This is a genomic window from Prauserella flavalba (assembly GCF_003202235.1).
GTDB lineage: Bacteria > Actinomycetota > Actinomycetes > Mycobacteriales > Pseudonocardiaceae > Prauserella_A > Prauserella_A flavalba.
This window is the reverse complement of record NZ_MASU01000014.1, coordinates 18,705-38,672: the sequence shown is the minus strand read 5'-3', so window position 1 is coordinate 38,672 and position 19,968 is coordinate 18,705. Positions and strand designations below refer to the sequence as shown.

Sequence of the window (19,968 nt, the reverse complement as noted above, 5' to 3'; positions counted from 1 at the left end):
CACTGCGTTGAACGCAGTGAAGGTGGCCTTCACTGCAGACCGGGGTGGAGGGTCAGAAGGCGAAGACGCCTGCCGACTCGGCGTCGGCGACGCAGTCGTTGGAGTACTCGGTGCGGAAGTCGACGGGCTCGCCGCGCCAGTGGCCGTGCGCGCGGGCCTCCAGCGGCGCGTAGATCATCGGGCACGGCTGGTTCTTCGGGGCGAGGCGCCCGAAGTCGCCGTCCGCGCGCTCCAGCGCCTCGCACGCGTCGCGGGCCTTCGGGTGCGTGCCCGCGTCGGGGTCGCACACCAGCTGCACGGCACGCGCGGCGCCGTCGGAGGTCAGGAGCGTGAGCGTCAGTGACGATTCGGGGGTGACCGGTGCGGGCCCTCCGGCGCACAGCATCGTGAGCGTGCAGGCGGCGAGCGATCCGGCGGCGAACATGGGCATGCTTCGGATATCGGCAGGGCCGCTCGCGACATGTGTTACTCGGCCGGGTGGTCGGGGTCGCTCGATCGGGCGAGTACGTCGTGTACCAGCAGTGCCATGTGGAGCGACAACATCGACTCCGGGTCCTCCAGCTGGACGCCGAGCACCTGCTCGACGCGGGCCAGCTGCTGGTAGTAGGCCGTGCGCGAGGTGTGCGCCGCCGCGGCCGCCGCCGACTTGTTGCCGCCGTGCTCGCAGAAGTGCCGCAACGCCTGCACGAGCCTGCTGCCCGACGCCGCGTCGCGCGCCAGCAGCGGGCCCAGTTCGCGTGCGGCGAACGCCGCCAGCCGGTCGTCGTCGCCGAGCAGGTGCAGCAGCCCGCGCAGGCGCACGTCCTCCAGCCGGTGGTAGCCGCACCGCGGCTCGTCGTCGCGCTGGAGTGCCGCGGCCGCGACGTGGGCGGCCTCGGTGAGGCTGCGACCCGCGTCGGCGGCCGAGTCGACCGCGGTGCCGACCGCGATCACCACCGGCACCGTCGGTCTGGCCTGCTGGATCTCCCGTGCCAGGCGCTGCAGCACCGCACCGGTGTTGGCCTGCGGCGACAGCGACAGCAGCGCGCGCACGCTCGTGTCGTCGACGCTGCCCACCAGCGCCGACACCCGAGCTCGGCGGGTGGCCAGCGCGGTCGCCTCGGCGAGCTCCCGCAGCAGCGGCTGGGACGACGCCGACGACGGCGGGCCCGTGGTGCCGGTGAGCCGGGGCCTGATCGCGGCGCCGACGAGCCTGCGGCCAGTGAGCGGCACCCGCAGCGCCGACGCGCGCGCGGCCAGCTCCGCCGGGGTCGCGGGGGAGGTGAGCAGCTCGGCGAGCACGCCGCGGTGGGCCTGCCGTTCGAGCGTGTCGCCCTCGCGCGCGAGCAGGTGGTGCACGGCGAGTGCCGACGCCGCCCGCTCGGCCACCACCACGTACCGGTGCGGCGGCGGCTCCGCGCACGCCACCACCAGGCGTCCCCAGTCGTGGCCGCGCGCGCCCACGATCGTCACCAGCCAGCCCGCCTTCGCGTCGTACCCGGTGCGCTCGCCGAGCCGCACCGCGCGCGAGCGCGGCTGCCAGTCCGCCAGCAGCTCGGTCGCGTCGGCTCCGGTCGCGTCGTAGGCGAGTACCTCGTGCGACAACGTCTCCAGCACCACCGGCTGCCCGGTCAGCCTCGCCACCTCGCGCAGCACGACGTGCGGCTCGGCGCCGGACACGGTGAGCTCGGTGAACGTCTCGTGCACCTGCTCGGCGGCCTTCAGCTCGGCGACCTGCGCGTCGACGATCAGCCCGTTGACGGCCTCGGTGATCGTGACGTAGCGGGTCTCGCGGGAGAGCGTCACCAGCGGCAGGCCGTGCTTGTCGGCGGCCTCGACGAGCGCGGCGGGCAGCCGGTCGTTCCAGTGCCGCACCAGCTCGACGACGAGCCCGGTCACGCCCACCTCCGCGAGCTCGCCGACGTAGCGGGCGAGCGCGGTGTCGTCGTCGGGTAACGCGATGCCCGTGGTGAGCACCAGCTCGCCGCCCTTGAGCAGGTGGGCGATGTCGGCGACCTCGGCGACGTGCACCCAGCGCACCCGCCCGTCGAGCCCGGCGGCACCCGCGACGACGCGCGGACCGCCGTGGCGCACCACGGGCAGTGCTAGCACCTCCGCGACGGTCGGGTACATCCCGCTCCTGTCCTCCGGAACACACGGGCCGAAAGCAGACTGTACGGCGATGAGCGGTACTCGGTACATATTGTCGGTGGCGTTCCGCCCGAGCCCCCCGTGAGACTCGGACGCATGACGGAATCGGACCTCCTCCGCCGCCACCGGGCCGTGCTGCCGAACTGGCTCGCGCTGTACTACTCGGACCCCATCGAGATCGTCAGCGCCCGAGGCAGGCACGTCACCGACTCGCAGGGACGCACCTATCTCGACTTCTTCGCGGGCATTCTCACCAACGCGATCGGCTACGACGTCGCGGAGATCTCCGACGCGATCCGCCGCCAGCTCGACACCGGCGTGCTGCACACGTCCACCCTGTACCTCATCCGCAAACAGGTGGAGCTGGCCGAGCAGATCGCGGAGCTGTCCGGAATCGCCGACGCGAAGGTGTTCTTCACCAACTCCGGCACCGAGGCCAACGAGACCGCGCTGCTGCTGGCCACGCAATACCGCCGCAGCAACCAGATCCTGGCGATGCGCAACTCCTACCACGGCAGGGCCTTCGGCACTGTCGGAATCACCGGCAACCGCGGCTGGTCGGCCAGCTCGCTCTCACCGGTGAAGGTCAGCTACGTGCACGGCGGATACCGCTACCGGGGCCCCTTCGCGCACCTGTCCGACGACGGCTACATCGCCGCGTGCGCCGACGACCTGCGTGACGTACTCCAGACCACCACGTCCGGCGACGTCGCCGCGCTCATCGCCGAGCCGATCCAGGGCGTCGGCGGGTTCTCCACGCCGCCGGACGGGCTTTTCGCCTCGTTCAAGGAAATTCTCGACGAACACGGCATCCTGCTGATCTCCGACGAGGTGCAGACCGGCTGGGGCCGCACGGGCGAGCACTTCTGGGGCATGGACGCACACGGCGTGAAACCCGACATCATGACGTTCGCCAAGGGCGTCGGCAACGGCCTCGCCATCGGCGGCGTGATCGCCCGCGGCGAGATCATGGACTGTCTCCAGGCGAACTCGATCTCGACCTTCGGCGGCAACCCGGTCGCCACCGCGGGAGCCAAGGCCACTGTGGACTATCTGCTGGAGCACGACCTCCAGGGCAACGCCGCGAAGCTCGGCGACCGGCTGCTGTCCGGGCTGCACGAGATCGGTGCCCGGCACGACATCGTCGGCGACGTCAGGGGCAAGGGCCTGATGATCGGCATCGAGCTCGTGCGCCCCGGCGGCACCGAGCCGAACCCGCCCGCCGCGACGGAGGTGCTGGAGGAGACCCGGAGCCGGGGGCTGCTCGTCGGCAAGGGCGGCCTGTACAACAACGTCATCCGCCTCGCCCCGCCGATGACCCTCACCGACGACGAGGCGGAACAGGCACTGGACATCCTCGGCGAGGCCATCACCGCCGCTGACCACCGCTGACGAAGGAGAACGCTCGCGTGACGAACCGGATCAGTCACTGGATCGACGGCAAGAACTGGGCTGGGGTCGCCGAACGGACCGGGGAGGTGTTCGATCCCGCCACCGGCGAAGTCCGCGCACTGGTGGACTTCGCCGGTGACGGGCAGATCGCCGAGGCGGTGGACGCCGCGGCCGCGGCGTTCCCCGGCTGGCGCGACACCTCGCTCGCCGCGCGCACGAAGATCATGTTCACGTTCCGCGAGCTGCTCGTCGCGCGCAAGGACGAGCTCGCCGCGATCGTGACGAGCGAGCACGGCAAGGTGCTCTCCGACGCCGCGGGCGAGGTGCAGCGGGCGATCGAGAACGTCGAGTACGCGTGCGGCGCGCCGCAGCTGCTCAAGGGCGGGTACAGCGAGAACGCGTCGCGCGGGGTCGACGTGTACTCGCTGGCCCAGCCGCTCGGTGTCGTCGGCGTGATCTCGCCGTTCAACTTCCCGGCGATGGTGCCGCTGTGGTTCGTGCCGAACGCCATCGCATGCGGCAACACCGTGGTGCTCAAGCCGAGCGAGAAGGACCCTTCGGCCGCCAACTTCATCGCGGAGCTGTTCGCCGAGGCCGGGCTGCCCAGCGGCGTGCTGAACGTGCTGCACGGCGACAAGGTGGCCGTCGACGGGCTGCTGACGCATCCGGTGGTGAAGGCGATCTCGTTCGTCGGCTCCACGCCGATCGCGCGCTACGTCTACGAGACCGGGACCGCGGCCGGCAAGCGCGTGCAGGCGCTCGGCGGCGCGAAGAACCACATGGTCGTGCTGCCCGACGCCGACCTCGACCTCGCCGCCGACGCCGCGGTGTCGGCCGGGTTCGGCTCGGCGGGGGAGCGGTGCATGGCCGTGTCGGTCATCGTGGCCGTGGACCCCGTCGGCGACGAGCTGGTGAGCAAGATCACCGAGCGCATGGCCAAGCTGCGGGTCGGCGACGGCCGCGATCCCGACTCCGAGATGGGACCGCTGGTGACGGCGGCCCACCGCGAGCGCGTGGCGTCCTATCTCGACGCGGGTGTCGAGGCCGGGGCGCGGCTCGTGGTGGACGGCAGGGACACCGGCGTCGACGGCGGCGAGGGCGGCTTTTGGCTCGGCCCCACGCTGTTCGACCACGTCGAGCCCGGCATGTCCATCTACACCGACGAGATCTTCGGGCCCGTGCTGTGCGTCGCCCGCGCCCACAGCTACGACGCCGCGCTGGAGCTGGTCAACGCCAACCCCTACGGCAACGGCACCGCGATCTTCACCAACGACGGCGGCGCGTCGCGGCGGTACCAGAACGAGGTCGAGGTGGGCATGGTCGGCGTGAACGTGCCGATCCCGGTGCCCGTGGCCTACTACTCGTTCGGCGGCTGGAAGAACTCCCTGTTCGGCGACAGCCACGCATACGGGCCGGAGGGTTTCCACTTCTTCACCCGCACCAAGGTCGTCACCTCGCGCTGGCTCGACCCGTCCCACGGCGGCGTCAACCTGGGCTTCCCGCGCAACGTCTAGGCGAGGAGGCGTTCGGGCACCGTAAACTCGTTGTCAACAGGCGACGAGAGGAGGTGCCGTGGCCAGCGCTGACGAGCGGCGTTTCGAGGTCCTGCGCGCCATCGTGGCCGACTACGTGTCGAACCAGGAGCCCGTCGGCTCCAAGGCACTGGTCGATCGCCACAACCTCGGTGTGTCGAGCGCCACTGTCCGCAACGACATGGCTGCGCTGGAGGAGGACGGCTACATCACGCAGCCCCACACCAGCGCCGGCCGTATCCCCACGGACAAGGGCTACCGGCTGTTCGTCGACCGCCTCTCCGAGATCAAGCCGCTGTCGCCAGCCGAACGAAGGGCGATCAGGCAGTTCCTGGAGGGCGCGATCGACCTCGACGACGTCCTGCGCCGCTCGGTACGGCTGCTCGCGCAGCTCACTCGCCAGGTCGCCGTCATCCAGTACCCGACGCTGACCAACTCGACGGTGCGCCACGTCGAGGTCGTCCCGCTGACGCCCGCCCGCCTCATGCTCGTGCTGATCACCGACACGGGCCGGGTCGACCAGCGCACCGTCGACCTCGGCGACGTCGTCACCGACGACGCCGTGGCGCGGCTACGTGACGTCCTCAACGGCACGCTCGCGGGGCACAGGCTCGCCGAGGCCGCCGCGAAGGTCTCCGAACTGCCCGAATCGAGCCCGAGCGAGCTGCGGGACGTGATGACGCGGGTGTGCACGGTGCTGGTCGAGTCACTGGTCGAGCATCCCGAGGAACGGCTGGTCCTCGGCGGCACGGCCAACCTCACGCGCAACGTCGCCGACTTCCCCGGCTCACTGCGGCAGGTACTGGAGGCGCTGGAGGAACAGGTGGTGGTGCTCAAACTGCTCGCCGCCGCCCGCAACCCCGGTGCCATCACCGTGAGTATCGGTGAGGAGAATGAGGACGAGCAGATGCGGAGCACCTCGATCGTGTCGATCGGGTACGGCTCCGACCAGCTGCTGCTGGGGGGCATGGGTGTGGTCGGTCCGACCAGGATGGACTACCCGGGCACGATCGCCGCGGTACGCGCGGTGGCCAACTACGTGGGCCAGATCCTGTCCGGCAAGTAGCCGGACCGTTGTGGTTCGTTACTAGGAGGACGTCAAGACGGTGGCGAGGGACTACTACGGCATTCTGGGCGTGCCGAAGAACGCGAGCGACCAGGAGATCAAGCGCGCGTACCGCAAACTCGCCCGCGAGCTGCACCCCGACGTCAACCCGTCCGAGGACGCGCAGCACAAGTTCAGCGAGGTCACCACCGCGTACGAGGTCCTCTCCGACCCGCAGAAGCGCAAGATCGTCGACCTCGGCGGGGACCCGATGGACAACGGGGCAGGCCGCGGCGGTGGCGCTGACCCGTTCGCCGGTTTTGGCGGGCTCGGCGACATCATGGACGCCTTCTTCGGCGCCGCCGCGGGCGGCGGCAGGGGCCGTGGGCCGCGCAGCCGCGTACAGCCCGGCTCCGACGCGCTGATCCGGCTGAGCCTGTCGCTCGAGGAGTGCGCCACCGGCGTCGACAAGGAGATCGCCGTCGACACCGCGATCCTGTGCGACCGCTGCCGCGGCGCCGGAACCGCGGAGGGCGGCTCCGTCACCACGTGTGACACCTGCAACGGCCAGGGCGAGATCCAGTCCGTGCAGCGCTCGTTCCTCGGCCAGGTGGTCACCGCGCGCCCCTGCCCGGTGTGCCGCGGCTTCGGCGAGGTCATCACCGACCCCTGCCAGCAGTGCGGCGGCGACGGCCGCGTGCGCGCGCGCCGCAACGTCACCGCCAAGATCCCGCCGGGCGTCGGCGACGGCATGCGCATCCGGCTCTCCGGTCAGGGCGAGGTCGGCGCGGGCGGCGGCCCGGCGGGCGACCTCTACGTGGAGATCGACGAGGAACCGCACGACGTGTTCGTCCGGCAGGGCAACGACCTGCACTGCCACCTGCGCATCCCGATGACGAGCGCCGCGCTCGGCGCCGTCGTGCCGCTGGAGACGCTGATCGACGGCGAGCAGGAGATCGACATCGAGCCGGGCACACAGCCGAACACCGAACTCGTGCTCACCGGCAAGGGCATGCCGAGGCTGCGTTCGTCCGGCCGCGTCGACGGCAGGGGTGACCTGCACGTTCACGTTGAGGTGGTCGTGCCGACCAAGCTCGACGACGAGCAGTCCGGCCTGCTGCGTGAGCTGGCCCAGCTGCGGGGCGAGGAGGCGCCGATGCTCGCGGGCAACGGCACCAAGCACGGCGGCCTGTTCTCGAAGCTGCGCGCCAAGAGCCGGTGACCGAGACCACCCCACCGGTCTTCCTGGTCGAGACGCTGCCGGCGGGCGGGCACGTCGTCCTCGACGGCGAGGAGGGCCGCCACGCCGTCACCGTCCGCCGCACACGCGTCGGCGAGCGGCTGACCCTGTCCGACGGCAACGGCGGCGTCGCCGACTGCGTGGTGGACGCCGTGCACCCGGGCAGGGACGCCCGGCTGGAGCTCACCGTGGAGGCGAGGCGCGACGAGCCCGAGCCCGCACTGCACGTCACGATCGTGCAGGCACTGGCCAAGGGCGACCGCGGCGAGCTGGCCGTCGAGCTGGCCACCGAGGCCGGGGCAGACGCCGTGCTGCCCTGGCGCGCGGCACGCAGCATCGCGCGCTGGGACGACGGTCCCCGCGGCGCCAAGGCGCTCGCCCGCTGGCGCGGCACGGCCCGCGCGGCCGCCAAGCAGGCCCGCAGGGGCCGGGTGCCCGACGTCGGCGAGCCGGTGAGCACCCGGCAGCTCGCGGCGCTGCTCGCCGACGCCGACGGTGCACTCGTGCTGGAATCCGGCGCAGAGCACCCGCTCACCGAGGTACCCCTTCCGCAGCAAGGAAAGCTGTACCTCGTCGTCGGACCCGAGGGCGGCATCACCGCCGACGAGCTCGCGGCGTTCCGCGCCGCCGGTGCCGTCGAAGTACGGCTCGGATCCACCGTGCTGCGCACCTCCACGGCAGGCGCGGTCGCGCTCGGTGCACTCGGTGCCCTGACTGCGCGGTGGCGGTAGCCCGAACGGACGCGGGCAGTACTGCCCACACGACTATTCGGCCGCTTTTCCCGGCGTTTCCTGGCGTACCTCGGCAACCAACCGTTACTGTTGTTAACGATCGGACACACACGCATGGCCGTGTGCTGACGACCCCGCCGGACACCTCCCCCCTCGGTCCGGCGGCGCCGCGGTGGCGAGTGGAGCGACCCCCAGGCTTCACCGCCCCGCGGCTTCTTAGTCGCTCCGGGCCTTCGGCCCTCCGCTCCCTGTCGGCGGTTTCGCTGTGTTCTCTGGGGGGACACCCCCCACGCCCCCCGAACCGCCTCGCGGCATGTGGTTGTGGGGTTGCCGTTTCTGGCGTCTGCCCTTGTTGGTTGCCGTTGCCGTTAGGGTTTGGCCATGAGTGATGCCGATACCTTGTTCGAGCGGATCATCGCCCGGGAGATTCCCGCCGACATCGTGCACGAGACCGAGACGACGCTGGCCTTCCGCGACATCCAGCCGCAGGCCACCACGCACGTGCTCGTGGTGCCCAAGAAGCGGTATCGCAACGTCGCCGAGCTCGCCGCCGCCGACCCGCAGCTGCTCGCCGACGTCATCGGCACCGCCGCCAAGGTCGCCGAACTGGAAGGGCTCACCGAAAACGGCTACCGGGTGGTCTTCAACACCGACGCCCACGCAGGTCAGACGGTGTTCCACGTGCACGCGCACGTGCTCGGAGGGGAACAGCTCGGCCACTTCGGGCGTTACTCGGGTGAGGCCGGGTAATCTAGCCGCCCCGGACGCGTCGATGCCGTTAACATCGACAGGGCAAGCAGCAATGACGAGTGGCACGTACGTGCAGAAAGCAGGCCAGAGGCCACGTGGCCGGAACCGTTCCGCAGCAACCAGCAGACGCCGTCTCGCAACCAGCGGGTCAGTCGGCACAGTCGAAGTTCCCGATCCCCGACGCCGCCGCGCTCGTTCTGCTCGGCTCTCGTGACGAGAACCTCCGCGCCGCGGAAGACCTCCTGGACGCCGACGTGCACGTCAGGGGCAACGAGGTCACCCTCACCGGTGCGCCGTCCGACGTCGCCTTCGCCGAGCGCGTCTTCGCCGAGCTCGTCACCCTCGCCACCCGGGGCCAGCAGGTCGGGCCCGACACCGTGCGGCGCACCGTCACGATGCTCTCCACGGGCACCTCGGAGTCGCCGGCCGACGTGCTGAGCATGGACATCCTGTCCCGCAGGGGACGGACGATCCGGCCCAAGACGCTGAACCAGAAGCGCTACGTCGACGCCATCGACAAGCACACGATCGTGTTCGGCATCGGCCCCGCCGGTACCGGCAAGACGTACCTCGCGATGGCGAAGGCGGTGCAGGCACTGCAGGCCAAGCAGGTCAACCGCATCATCCTCACCAGGCCCGCCGTCGAGGCCGGGGAGCGGCTCGGCTTCCTGCCCGGCACGCTCTACGAGAAGATCGACCCCTACCTGCGGCCGCTGTACGACGCCCTGCACGACATGGTCGACCCCGACTCGATCCCGCGCCTGATGCAGGCGGGCACGATCGAGATCGCGCCGCTGGCCTACATGCGCGGCCGCACGCTCAACGACGCGTTCATCATCCTCGACGAGGCGCAGAACACCACGCCCGAGCAGATGAAGATGTTCCTGACCCGCCTCGGCTTCGGCTCGAAGGTCGTGGTCACGGGTGACGTCACCCAGGTCGACCTGCCGAGCGGGCAGCGCAGCGGACTGCGGATCGTGCGCGACATCCTCGAGGGCGTCGAAGACCTGCACTTCGCCACGCTGAACAGCCAGGACGTGGTGCGGCACAAGCTGGTCGGCGACATCGTCGACGCGTACGAGAAGTGGCAGGCCACCCAGGACGCCACCGCGGGCAACGGAAGGGCCGTCAGCGGTCGATGAGCGATCACGAGCGCGAGGAATCGCTCTATTGGACACAATGCGTTCGTGCCTCGCGGGCGTTCTCGCCGGATGAGGGACGAAGGAGGCGAAAACACCCGTGAGCATCGAAATCGCCAACGAGTCCGGTGTCGGGGTCGACGAGGCGTCGATCGTCTCGGCCGCCCGGTTCGCGCTGGACCGCATGGAGGTCAGCCCGCTCGCGGAGCTGTCCGTGCTGCTGGTGACCCTCGACGTGATGGAGGACCTCCACGAGCGCTGGATGGACCTGCCGGGCCCCACCGACGTCATGGCGTTCCCCATGGACGAGCTGGAGTCCACCCGGCGGCCGGACGCGCCCGAGGCCTCACCCGCGCTGCTGGGTGACATCGTGCTGTGCCCCGCGTTCGCCAGGGACCAGGCGCGCACGGCCGGGCACTCGCTCATCGAGGAGCTGCACCTGCTGACCGTCCACGGCGTGCTCCACCTGCTCGGCTACGACCACGCCGAGCCCGCCGAGGAGCGCGAGATGTTCGCGCTGCAGCGGCGGATCCTGGCCGACTTCCGCGCCGCGGCACTCGCCGCGCAGCGGCAGGACGTCCAGCGCAGCAACGACGACCGTCTGCTCGGGGCGGCCGGGCTCGACGGGGGGAACGACCCGGAGGCACCGTGACCAGCTCCGCCGTACTGCTGGTCATCGCCACGCTGCTGGTGCTGCTCGGCGGTGTGTTCGCCGCCGCCGACGCCGCCGTGAGCACCGTTTCGCAGGCCCGCGTCGAGGGGCTCGTCCGGCTCGGCCGCGTCGGCGCCCGCCAGCTGCTCGCCGTGATCGGCGAGCGCAGCAGGCACATCAACCTCCTGTTGCTGCTGCGCATGGGCTGCGAGCTGACCGCGACCGTGCTCGTCACCATCGTCAGCGTGCGGTGGTTCCAGCCGGTCCCGCTCGCCGTGCTCGCCGCCGGGCTGATCATGGTGCTCGTCAGCTACGTCCTCGTCGGCGTCGGCCCGCGCACCATCGGCAGGCAGCACCCCTACCGCGTCGGCACGCTCGTCGCCGGACCCGTGCGCGTACTCGGCACCATCCTCGGCCCGCTCAGCAAGCTCCTCATCGTGCTCGGCAACGCGATCACGCCAGGAAAGGGGTTCCGCGAGGGCCCGTTCACCACCGAGACCGAGCTGCGCGAGCTGGTCGACCTCGCGGGCGAGCGCGGCGTCGTGGGCACCGACGAGCGCGAAATGATCCACTCGGTGTTCGAACTGGGGGACACCGTCGCGCGCGAGGTGATGGTGCCGCGCACGGAGATCGTCTGGATCGAGCAGGGCAAGACCTTGCGCCAGGCGCTCGCCCTGTCGATGCGCACCGGGTTCACGCGGCTGCCGGTGATCGGCGAGTCCGTTGACGACATCGTGGGCGTGGTGAACCTCAAGGACCTGGTGCGGGCGTCGATGGCGGACGGCGGCAGCGCGCGTCAGGTGGGCGAGCTGATGAACCCTGCCAGCTTCGTGCCCGACTCCAAGCGGCTCGACAGCCTGCTCAAGGAGATGCAGGTGTCGCGCCACCACATGGCGATCGCCGTCGACGAGTACGGCGGCACGGCGGGCCTGCTCACCATCGAGGACATCCTGGAGGAGATCGTCGGCGAGATCACCGACGAGTCCGACACCGGCGAGCGCCCGCCCGTCGAGCACCTCGGCGAGCGCGTGGTGCGCGTGTCGGCGCGTCTCGGCATCGACGACCTCGGCGAGCTGTTCCACGTCGACCTCTCCGGCCACGACGTGGAGACCGTCGGCGGGCTGCTCGCGCAGCGGCTCGGCCGCGTCCCGCTGCCCGGCGCGGAGGCCGAGATCGAGGGCCTGCGGCTGCGGGCCGAGGGCGGCAAGGACCGGCGCGGCAGGATGCGCATCACGACGGTGGTGGTACGCCCCACCGACGAGGAGTGGGCGCCGCCCCGGCAGAACGGAACGGACGAGCGCGATAGGAGCGTCGAACATGCCTGACCTTGACCCGGAGGACGAGAAGATCATCATCCTCGCGCGCTCCACCCGAGCCCGTATCCAGGCGGAGGAAGGGGCCGCCGTGCGCGACACCGACGGGCGCACCTACGCCGCCGCCACGGTCGACCTGCCCTCGTTCAAGCTGACCGCGTTGCAGGCCGCCGTCGCCGCCGCCGTGTCCAGCGGAGCCGAGGGACTCGAGGCCGCCGCCGTGGTCACGAGCGAGGTCATGATCAAGGGCGCGTCCGTGCAGGCCGTGCACGACCTCACCCCGAGCGCGCCGATCCTGCGGGCCGACCCGTCCGGCGCCGTACAGGAGATCCTTCGGTGACCGACGAGCACCGGTCCGGGTTCGCCTGCTTCGTCGGGCGCCCCAACGCGGGGAAGTCGACGCTCACCAACGCCCTCGTCGGCACCAAGATCGCCATCACGTCGAGCAAGCCACAGACCACGCGGCACGCAATCCGCGGCATCGTGCACCGCGACGACGCGCAGCTGATCATCATCGACACCCCCGGCCTGCACCGCCCGCGCACGCTGCTCGGCCAGCGGCTCAACGACGTCGTGCGCTCGACGTGGTCCGAAGTGGACGTCGTGGGCTTCTGCGTGCCCGCCAACGAGAAGGTGGGCCCCGGCGACAAGTTCATCGCCAGTGAGCTCGCCAAGATCGCCAGGCATACCCCGGTCGTGGGCATCGTCACCAAGACCGATCTCGCCACGCCCGACCAGGTCGCGCAGCAGCTCGTGGCGCTGCAGGAGGTCATGGAGTTCGCCGACCTGGTGCCCGTGTCCGCTGTCGACGGTTACCAGGTCGGCACGCTCGCCGACGTGCTCGTGCGGCGGCTGCCGGAAGGGCCGCAGCTCTACCCGGGCGGCGACCTCACCGACGAGCCCGAGCAGACCCTGGTCGCCGAGCTGATCAGGGAGGCAGCGCTGGAGGGCGTGCGCGACGAGCTGCCGCACTCGATCGCGGTGGTCGTGGAGGAGATGCAGCCCCGCGAGGGCCGCGACGACCTCATCGACGTCTACGCGCACGTGTTCGTGGAGCGGCCGAGCCAGAAGGGCATCGTGCTGGGCCACCGCGGCAGCAGGCTCAAGCAGGTCGGCGCGGACGCGCGCAAGCACATCGAGGCGCTGCTCGGCACGAAGGTGTACCTCGACCTGCACGTCAAGGTGGCCAAGGACTGGCAGCGGGACCCGAAACAGCTGGGCCGCCTCGGCTTCTGAGCCCGCGGCCCGCGGCACCCAACCGCAGTGAAGGCCACCTTCACTGCGTTCAACGCAGTGAAGGTGGCCTTCACTGCAGACGTGGGACCATGACAACGTGAGTCTGTATCGGGACACCGGCGTGGTGCTGCGGTTGCACAAGCTCGGCGAGGCCGACCGCATCGTCACCATGCTCACCCGGCGGCACGGCAAGGTCCGCGCCGTGGCGAAGGGCGTGCGGCGCATCACGTCGCGCTTCGGTGCCCGGCTGGAGCCGTTCAACAACGTCGACACGCAGTTCTACACGGGCCGCACGCTCGACGTGATCACGCAGGTCGAGACCGTCGACGCGTTCGCGCTGCCGATCGTCGGCGACTACCCGCGCTACACCGCGGCCGTCGCCATCACCGAGACCGCCGACCGGCTCAGCGCGGAGGAGGGCGAGCCCGCCCTGAAGCTGTATCTGCTGGTGACGGGCGCGCTGCGGGCGCTGGCCGAAGGGCGGCGCGACGCGTCGCTGGTGCTCGACGCGTTCTTCCTGCGCGCGATGGCGTTCGCGGGCTGGGAGCCGGCCATCACCGAGTGCGCGCGCTGCGGCGAGCCCGGCCCGCACCGCGCGTTCAACGTCCAGGCAGGCGGCTCCCTGTGCGGCCGCTGCCGCGTGCCCGGCTCGGTGCACCCCGCGCCCGAGGTGCTGGTGCTGCTCGCGGCGCTGCTGCACGGCGACTGGCCCGTGGCCGAGGAGACCACCTCCAGCGTGCGCCGCGACGCGAGCGGACTGGTCGCGGCGCACCTGCAGTGGCATCTGGAGCGGCAGCTGCGCTCCCTGCCGTTCGTCGAACGCCGTGCCCGCGAGGCCCCGATCACCGGCGCGTTAGGGTCGGACGCGATGTCCGGCGACACGGAGGTGACAGGTGCGGCGCAGGGGACGCGAGGCGGCGACGTCACTGAGGGCGTCGCAGGGGGCGGTGCGGGCGCCTGACCCGCATCCTTCCGGCGAGTGCCCGCCGCGGATCCCGGCCGAGCTGGTGCCGAACCACGTCGCGCTGGTGATGGACGGCAACGGCCGGTGGGCCAACCAGCGTGGGCTGCCCCGCATCGAGGGGCACAAACGCGGCGAGGCCGTGATGATCGACGTGGCCAGCGGCGCCGTCGAGCTCGGCGTCAAATGGCTCTCGGTGTACGCCTTCTCCACCGAGAACTGGAAGCGCAGCCCCGACGAGGTGCGCTTCCTCATGGGCTTCAACCGCGACACGATCCGCCGCCAGGTCGACTACCTCGGCTCGATCGGCGTACGGATCCGCTGGGCGGGCCGCACGCCGAAACTGTGGCGTAGCGTGATCAAGGAGCTGCAGGCTGCCGAGGAGAAAACCAGGCACAACACGCTGCTCAACATGACCATGTGCGTGAACTACGGCGGCCGGGCCGAGATCGGCGACGCCGCGCGGCGCATCGCCCAGCTCGCCGCCGAGGGCAAGATCAACCCGGACAAGGTGGACGAGCGCACGCTCGCGAAGTACCTGTACCAGCCCGAGATGCCCGACGTGGACCTGTTCCTGCGGCCCTCGGGAGAGCTGCGGACGTCGAACTTCATGCTGTGGCAGTCGGCCTACGCCGAGTTCGTCTTCCAGGACACGCTGTTTCCCGACTTCGACCGCCGCAAGCTCTGGGAGGCGTGCCTCGAGTACGCCAAGCGGGACCGGCGCTTCGGCGGAGCGGTCGACGCCGCGGCCAAGGAGGCCCGCTCATGACATCCGAGGCAGCCGACACGGCAGAGCTGCTCACCGCCGCCCAGCGGGCGCTGGAGCGCTACCTGGAGGTCAAGGTCGACGACGACGGCACGCTCACGTTCTCGCACTCCGACGTGCCGTGCGTCGTGCAGGCGATGCGGCTGGCCGACGGACTCGCCGTGCTCAGCATGACCTGTGTGGTCGGTTGGGACCTGCCCGACGACCCCGGCCTCGCCGTCGCGGTCGCCGAGCGCGCCGGCCAGGGGCTCTTCGGCACACTGGGGCTCGTGCACTCCGAACGCGGCATGGACCTCACGCTGCGCTACGCCTTCCCCGCGCAGGGCCTCGACGTCGCACCGCTCGGGACGCTGCTGATGCTCGTGGTGTCCACGGCCTCGCAGGTGCGTTCCGAGCTGCTCGGCGCGGGAGCGTGAGTGGGTAGCAGCACGCAGGCGCGGCCCGGCTCGGGGCGCCTGCGGATCACCTCGGTCGAGGTGCTCTGCGTGGTGCTGGTGGTCGCGATCCTCGGCCAGTCGTGGCTGCGGTCGGTGCTCGACGTGCCCGCGCTGCGTACCGGCGCGACGGTGTTCGTTGCGGTGTGCGTGCAGGCGCTGCCGTTCCTGGTGCTCGGCGTGCTCATCAGCGGTGCGATCGCGGCGTTCGTCCCGGCTCGCGTGCTGCGCAGGGTGCTGCCGCGCAGGGAGAGCGCGGCGGTGGGCGTGGCGGGACTCTCCGGGGTCGCGCTGGCCGGGTGCGAGTGCGCGTCGGTTCCGGTGGCGCGCAGGCTCATCGGGCAGGGCGTCGCCCCGGCCGCGGCGCTGACGTTCCTGCTGGCGGCGCCCGCCGTGAACCCGGTGGTGATCGTCTCGACGGCCGTGGCGTTCCCCGGCGAACCGGGGATGGTGCTCGCGCGGTTCGTCGGCTCGCTCTTCACCGCGATGATCATGGGCTGGCTGTGGATCCGCTGGGGCAAGCTCGAATGGATCGCCGAGCGGGCGCTGCGCAGGCTGCCCGAGGTCGAGGGCAGGGACCGCTGGAAGGTCTTCGCCGAGACGTCGCGCGCCGACCTGGTGGAGGCGGGCGGGTTCCTCGTGCTCGGCGCGCTCGTGTCGGCCGCGCTCGGCGTGCTGGTGCCGGGGGAGTGGTTCGGGACGCTCGGCGACCAGATCGTGCTGGGCATCCTGGTGATGGCGGTGCTGGCCGTGGTGCTGTCGCTGTGCAGCGAGGCGGACGCGTTCGTCGCGGCGTCGCTTTCGGCGCTGCCGCTGCTGCCGAGGCTCGTGTTCCTGGTGGTGGGGCCCGCGATCGACCTGAAGCTGTTCGCCTTGCAGGCCGGGACGTTCGGCAGGCCGTTCGCGCTGCGGTTCGCGCCGGTGACGTTCGTCGTGGCGGTCCTGTGCGGGGTCGGGGCGGGGCTGCTGTTCCTCGGGGGTGTGCGATGAGGCGGGAGACGCAGAACATCCTGCTGCTGTTGCTCGGCGGGGCGCTGCTGAAGATCGCCATCACCGGCGACTACCTGCGCTACGTCAAGCCGGCGCACCAGCCGTGGCTGCTCGGCGCCGGTGCGGTGACCGTCGCGCTCGGAGCCGTCGCGATCGTGCGGGACGTGCTCGCGGCGCGCCGCCGGGCCGTCGAGGAACCGGGGCACGAGCATCACCACCCGGCGCGCTCGGCGTGGCTGCTGATGGTGCCGGTGCTCGCGGTGTTCCTGGTGGCGCCGCCCGCGCTCGGCTCCGACTCGGTGACGCGCACCCGCGGCGGCACGGCCGAGGGCTTCGCCCCCGCCGGGGCCGGTGCGAGTTTCCCGCCGCTGCCGCGGGGCGACCCGCTGCCGATGACCGTCACGGACTTCGTCAGCAGGGCGGGCTGGGACGAGGCGCGGTCGGTGGACGGGCGCACGGTGTCGCTCACGGGCTTCGTGGTGCACGACGAGGGCGAGACGCTGCTGGCACGGCTGGTGATCGGCTGCTGCGCCGCGGACGCCTACCCGGTGCGAGTGCGTCTCGACGGCGGCAACGCCGCCGCCCTGCCCACCGACACGTGGATACGGGTGACGGGCAAGGTGGTGCCGGGGGTGAACACGGCCGACAGCGGCTACGTCCCGGCGCTGACGGTGGGAACCCTCCAGGAGGTCCCCGCCCCCAAGGACCCGTACGAGTACTGATCCAGAGGGCCCGCCTACCTGCCCCCAAGGCCACCTTTGTTGCGTTCAACGCAACAAAGGTGGCCTTGGGGGCCAGTCGAGTCAGCAGTGAAGGCCACCTTCACTGCGTTCAACGCAGGCATGGTGGCCTTCACTGCGGCTGCGGTCGGGTCAGGCGCCGTTGCGCTGGGCGCAGGTGGAACAGGTGCCGACGATCTCGATGGTGTGGCTGATGTCGGAGAAGCCGTTGCCCGCGGCGATCTTCTCGGCCCACCGCTCGACGGCGGGGCCCTCGACCTCGACGGTGAACCCGCAGCGGCGGCACACGAGGTGATGGTGGTGGTGCTCCGAGCAGCGGCGGTACAGCGCCTCGCCGGAGTCGGTGCGCAGCACGTCGATCTCGTCGGCCTCCGACAGGGACTGGAGCGTGCGGTACACCGTGGTCAGCCCGATGCCCTCGCCGCGCTTGCGCAGCTCGTCGTAGAGCTCCTGCGCCGACCGGAAGTCGTCGACCTCGGCCAGCAGCTCGACCACCGCGGCACGCTGCTTCGTCGCCCTCCGCCCTGGCATCGGCGCGCGGCCGCGAGTCGCCGGTGAGCTCATGCCTGACCCTCCTCCTGCACGTGGGCGACGGCGTCGACCACGATATGCGCCAGGTGATCGTCCACCAGGCGATAGACGACCTCCCGGCCACGTCGTTCACCATGTACCACACCGGCGGCCTTGAGCACCCGCAGGTGCTGGCTGATCAGCGGCTGGGCGACGTCGAGCGCGTCGACCAGCTCGTGCACACAGCGGTCGGCGGCACGCAGCTGCAGCACGATCGCGATCCGCACCGGTGCCGCGAGCGCGCGCAGCAGCTCACCGGCGTCGGCGAGCGTCGCCGCGGGCAGCGGCGGCGGGGCGGGCCGGTTCTCCCGCGACGGCGAGTGTTCGTGCGACTCGGCGCCGCCGGGAAGCCCCGAGGGAGCCGCGTTCGAACTCACCGTCGACATGTGATCTCCAGCCTTGGTCGTCACGGGTGGCCAGCGGATGCATACCATCCTAATGCGCTGGCGATGGTGATCTGGGCCTCGTGATCGGCACGTCCGCTCTACTCCGATCGAGTGAGCTGGGTGCCGGTCTGCCCGATTCGACCGGGTTCGTGGGCAAAGGTGAATCGCAGTCGCGTTGACCTGGCTGAGGGGAAGCATGAGTCGTTTCGTCACCAAGCTGGCCGTCGGTGGTGCCGTGGTGGCCGCGTTCGCGGTCGCACCCGTCGTGGCGCAGGCGCAGGATCGCGCCGTCGACGAGGACACGGGACCGGTCGCGTTCGCCAACGTCGCCGCCGTGCGGATCGGCGAGGACGGCGGGTCGGTGATCAGCGAGACGCAGCGCTCGCCGCTGCTGCCTGGCACGTCCCGGCTCGCGCAGAGCCGTTCGGCGCTGCCCGGATCCGACGGCGAACGCGAGGCCGTCGGCCCGCACTACTTGCTGCGCTTCGGCACGGTCACCGGCGGTGAGAGCCCGTTCCCCGGCGGCGTCACCGGCGGGGACCACGAGGTCACGGCGACGCTCGAGGACACCACCGTGCCCACCGCCACGGCCGAGGCCGACTACGCCCTGCGCGACCTCGCCTCCGACACCACCGTCGTGGCGTTCGAGCGCGCCAGGAGCACCGTCGAGTGCGCCGCACCGGACGCGCTCACCGCCGAGACCACCACCGGCCGCCTGTGGGTGCTCGGCGAGGAGCGGGCGGCGCCCGCGGGCGACGAGCCGCTGCGGATCGAGAACCTGCCCTTCGGCCCGCCGACCGAGGTCGAGGGAGCCGATCCGGCGCAGACGGTCTCCGACGTCACGATCAGCAGGGTGACGTCGTTCGACCAGCTCGTGCGCCAGGACCAGTGGCGCTCCGGCCCGGTCACCACCGCCGCGGGCTGGCAGCTGGAGATCGTCACGCACGTGCGCGACGCCGAGGGCGCCGACCTGCGCGACGTGACCACCCGCTTCGTGCTCGGCGGCGTCAGCTGCTCGCTGCCGGACGGCTTCACGCCGGTGACGTCCGACCCCGGTGAGGACCGCGCCGACCCCGTGGTGCCGGTGAAGATCCCCGCCGGGGCACAGGCGGACACGGGTGCTGGCGAGCCGTTCGGCTGGGCACTCGTCGGCGGCGGGGTCGTGCTCGGCGTCGCCGCGCTGTTGCTGGCCAGGAGCCGCAGGCAGGCCACCGCCCTCGAGGGGGAGGAGTAGCCGTGCCGCGACACGGCCTCGCCGCGGCGGCCCTCGGGCTGCTCGCCGTCGCGGCCGTCGTGGCCGGCACGCTCGTGCTGACCAACGGTGGCGAGCCGGCCGCCGCACCGCCCCCGGTCACCACCACGCACAGCCCGCCGCCGTCGAGCACGACGACGGCGTCGAGCACGGCACTGCGGCCCGAGGCGGTGCCCGTGCGCCACACGCCGGTGTCGCAGCCGCCCGGGACGGTGCGGCTGCCCGAGGGCAGTACGGCGACGCTCGTGCGCCGTGAGGTGACCTCCGACGGCACGCTCCCGATCCCGGACGGGCTTGAGGAGGCGACGTGGTGGGGCGCGGAGCTCGGCGCCGAGCGCGGGGTCGCCCTGCTGTCCGGGCACGTCAACTGGGCGGGCCGGACGGGGCCGTTCGAGCAGCTGTGGCGCTCGCACGCGGGGCAGGACGTGACCGTCGTCGACCCGGGCGGCGGCCGGTGGGGCTACCGCGTCACCGAGGTGCTGACGCTGCACAAGAACGACCTGCCCGCGCACGCGCAACGGCTGTTCGCGCAGGACGGTCCGCACCGGCTCGTGCTGGTCACGTGCGGTGGCGACTACGTGGGCGGCACCGACGGTTACGAGGACAACCGGATCGTCATCGCGGAGCTCGTCACCCGTCCGTGAACGGCCCATCCCCGGGGACGTGCGGTGCGACACGCGGGCTACGCTGGTAGCTCACTGTCATAGCC

22 protein-coding genes are annotated in these 19,968 nt (G+C 71.4%); 18 read left to right on the top strand and 4 right to left on the bottom strand.

What is annotated here, in order from left to right; genetic code table 11:
• Positions 1 to 52: 52 nt before the first annotated feature.
• Together BA062_RS31125 and BA062_RS31120 are read right to left on the bottom strand one after the other, a co-directional pair.
• On the bottom strand, positions 53 to 430 hold the full coding sequence (locus BA062_RS31125; RefSeq protein WP_110342702.1) for an SSI family serine proteinase inhibitor: 378 nt from the start codon (positions 428 to 430) through the stop codon (positions 53 to 55).
• A 35-nt stretch (positions 431 to 465) separates the two neighbouring features.
• Positions 466 to 2,112 carry a PucR family transcriptional regulator gene (locus tag BA062_RS31120; RefSeq protein WP_110342701.1) on the bottom strand — a complete coding sequence of 549 codons (1,647 nt, stop codon included), beginning with the start codon at positions 2,110 to 2,112 and terminating at the stop codon, positions 466 to 468.
• Between the two features lie 114 nt (positions 2,113 to 2,226).
• Between BA062_RS31120 and BA062_RS31115 the strand changes: the two genes are divergently transcribed.
• The 16 genes from BA062_RS31115 to BA062_RS31040 all read left to right on the top strand — a co-directional run bounded on the left by BA062_RS31115 (position 2,227) and on the right by BA062_RS31040 (position 17,033).
• Positions 2,227 to 3,522, top strand: coding sequence for an aspartate aminotransferase family protein (locus BA062_RS31115; RefSeq protein WP_110342700.1), 1,296 nt, complete (start codon positions 2,227 to 2,229; stop codon positions 3,520 to 3,522).
• A gap of 17 nt (positions 3,523 to 3,539) precedes the next feature.
• On the top strand, positions 3,540 to 5,036 hold the full coding sequence (locus BA062_RS31110) for a CoA-acylating methylmalonate-semialdehyde dehydrogenase (RefSeq protein WP_110342699.1): 1,497 nt from the start codon (positions 3,540 to 3,542) through the stop codon (positions 5,034 to 5,036).
• A 58-nt stretch (positions 5,037 to 5,094) separates the two neighbouring features.
• Positions 5,095 to 6,120 (top strand): heat-inducible transcriptional repressor HrcA, encoded by a 1,026-nt coding sequence (hrcA, locus tag BA062_RS31105; protein WP_110342698.1) that lies wholly within the window; start codon positions 5,095 to 5,097, stop codon positions 6,118 to 6,120.
• Positions 6,121 to 6,160: 40 nt separating this feature from the next.
• Entirely contained in the window at positions 6,161 to 7,321 is a 1,161-nt protein-coding gene (gene dnaJ / locus BA062_RS31100) for a molecular chaperone DnaJ (RefSeq protein ID WP_110342697.1), read from the top strand.
• Positions 7,318 to 8,070 carry a 16S rRNA (uracil(1498)-N(3))-methyltransferase gene (locus BA062_RS31095; protein WP_110342696.1) on the top strand — a complete coding sequence of 251 codons (753 nt, stop codon included), beginning with the start codon at positions 7,318 to 7,320 and terminating at the stop codon, positions 8,068 to 8,070. The genes dnaJ and BA062_RS31095 overlap by 4 nt, the downstream gene beginning before the upstream one ends.
• Positions 8,071 to 8,451: 381 nt before the next feature.
• The gene (locus BA062_RS31090; protein WP_110342695.1) at positions 8,452 to 8,820 is read left to right on the top strand and encodes a histidine triad nucleotide-binding protein; all 369 of its coding nucleotides are present in this window, start codon (positions 8,452 to 8,454) and stop codon (positions 8,818 to 8,820) included.
• A gap of 95 nt (positions 8,821 to 8,915) precedes the next feature.
• On the top strand, positions 8,916 to 9,962 hold the full coding sequence (locus tag BA062_RS31085; protein WP_110342694.1) for a PhoH family protein: 1,047 nt from the start codon (positions 8,916 to 8,918) through the stop codon (positions 9,960 to 9,962).
• A gap of 97 nt (positions 9,963 to 10,059) precedes the next feature.
• Positions 10,060 to 10,611, top strand: a complete 552-nt coding sequence (gene ybeY, locus BA062_RS31080; protein ID WP_110342693.1) for an rRNA maturation RNase YbeY — start codon at positions 10,060 to 10,062, stop codon at positions 10,609 to 10,611.
• Positions 10,608 to 11,936 carry a hemolysin family protein gene (locus BA062_RS31075; protein ID WP_110342692.1) on the top strand — a complete coding sequence of 443 codons (1,329 nt, stop codon included), beginning with the start codon at positions 10,608 to 10,610 and terminating at the stop codon, positions 11,934 to 11,936. The genes ybeY and BA062_RS31075 overlap by 4 nt, the downstream gene beginning before the upstream one ends.
• Positions 11,929 to 12,264: a cytidine deaminase gene (locus BA062_RS31070; protein WP_110342691.1), complete on the top strand. Its 336-nt coding sequence runs from the start codon at positions 11,929 to 11,931 to the stop codon at positions 12,262 to 12,264. Before BA062_RS31075 ends, BA062_RS31070 begins: the two co-directional genes overlap by 8 nt.
• On the top strand, positions 12,261 to 13,160 hold the full coding sequence (gene era / locus BA062_RS31065) for a GTPase Era (RefSeq protein ID WP_110342690.1): 900 nt from the start codon (positions 12,261 to 12,263) through the stop codon (positions 13,158 to 13,160). Before BA062_RS31070 ends, era begins: the two co-directional genes overlap by 4 nt.
• 97 nt (positions 13,161 to 13,257) lie before the next feature.
• Positions 13,258 to 14,121, top strand: a complete 864-nt coding sequence (gene recO, locus BA062_RS31060; RefSeq protein WP_110342689.1) for a DNA repair protein RecO — start codon at positions 13,258 to 13,260, stop codon at positions 14,119 to 14,121.
• Positions 14,054 to 14,890 (top strand): isoprenyl transferase, encoded by an 837-nt coding sequence (locus tag BA062_RS31055; protein ID WP_110342688.1) that lies wholly within the window; start codon positions 14,054 to 14,056, stop codon positions 14,888 to 14,890. Before recO ends, BA062_RS31055 begins: the two co-directional genes overlap by 68 nt.
• Positions 14,887 to 15,303, top strand: coding sequence for a hypothetical protein (locus BA062_RS31050; protein ID WP_110342687.1), 417 nt, complete (start codon positions 14,887 to 14,889; stop codon positions 15,301 to 15,303). Before BA062_RS31055 ends, BA062_RS31050 begins: the two co-directional genes overlap by 4 nt.
• Positions 15,304 to 16,311, top strand: a complete 1,008-nt coding sequence (locus tag BA062_RS31045; RefSeq protein WP_110342686.1) for a permease — start codon at positions 15,304 to 15,306, stop codon at positions 16,309 to 16,311.
• A complete protein-coding gene (locus tag BA062_RS31040) occupies positions 16,308 to 17,033 on the top strand; it encodes a TIGR03943 family putative permease subunit (protein WP_110342685.1) in 726 nt (241 codons plus the stop codon). The genes BA062_RS31045 and BA062_RS31040 overlap by 4 nt, the downstream gene beginning before the upstream one ends.
• A 150-nt stretch (positions 17,034 to 17,183) precedes the next feature.
• On the opposite strand, the gene BA062_RS31035 is transcribed toward BA062_RS31040, so the two are convergent.
• Positions 17,184 to 17,615: a Fur family transcriptional regulator gene (locus tag BA062_RS31035; protein WP_210407049.1), complete on the bottom strand. Its 432-nt coding sequence runs from the start codon at positions 17,613 to 17,615 to the stop codon at positions 17,184 to 17,186.
• Entirely contained in the window at positions 17,612 to 18,007 is a 396-nt protein-coding gene (locus BA062_RS31030) for an ArsR/SmtB family transcription factor (RefSeq protein ID WP_110342684.1), read from the bottom strand. The genes BA062_RS31035 and BA062_RS31030 overlap by 4 nt, the downstream gene beginning before the upstream one ends.
• Positions 18,008 to 18,203: 196 nt before the next feature.
• On the opposite strand from BA062_RS31030, the gene BA062_RS31025 reads away from it, so the two are divergent.
• A complete protein-coding gene (locus tag BA062_RS31025; protein WP_110342683.1) occupies positions 18,204 to 19,241 on the top strand; it encodes a hypothetical protein in 1,038 nt (345 codons plus the stop codon).
• 2 nt (positions 19,242 to 19,243) lie between these two features.
• On the top strand, positions 19,244 to 19,903 hold the full coding sequence (locus BA062_RS31020) for a class F sortase (RefSeq protein ID WP_110342682.1): 660 nt from the start codon (positions 19,244 to 19,246) through the stop codon (positions 19,901 to 19,903).
• Positions 19,904 to 19,968: the final 65 nt, after the last annotated feature.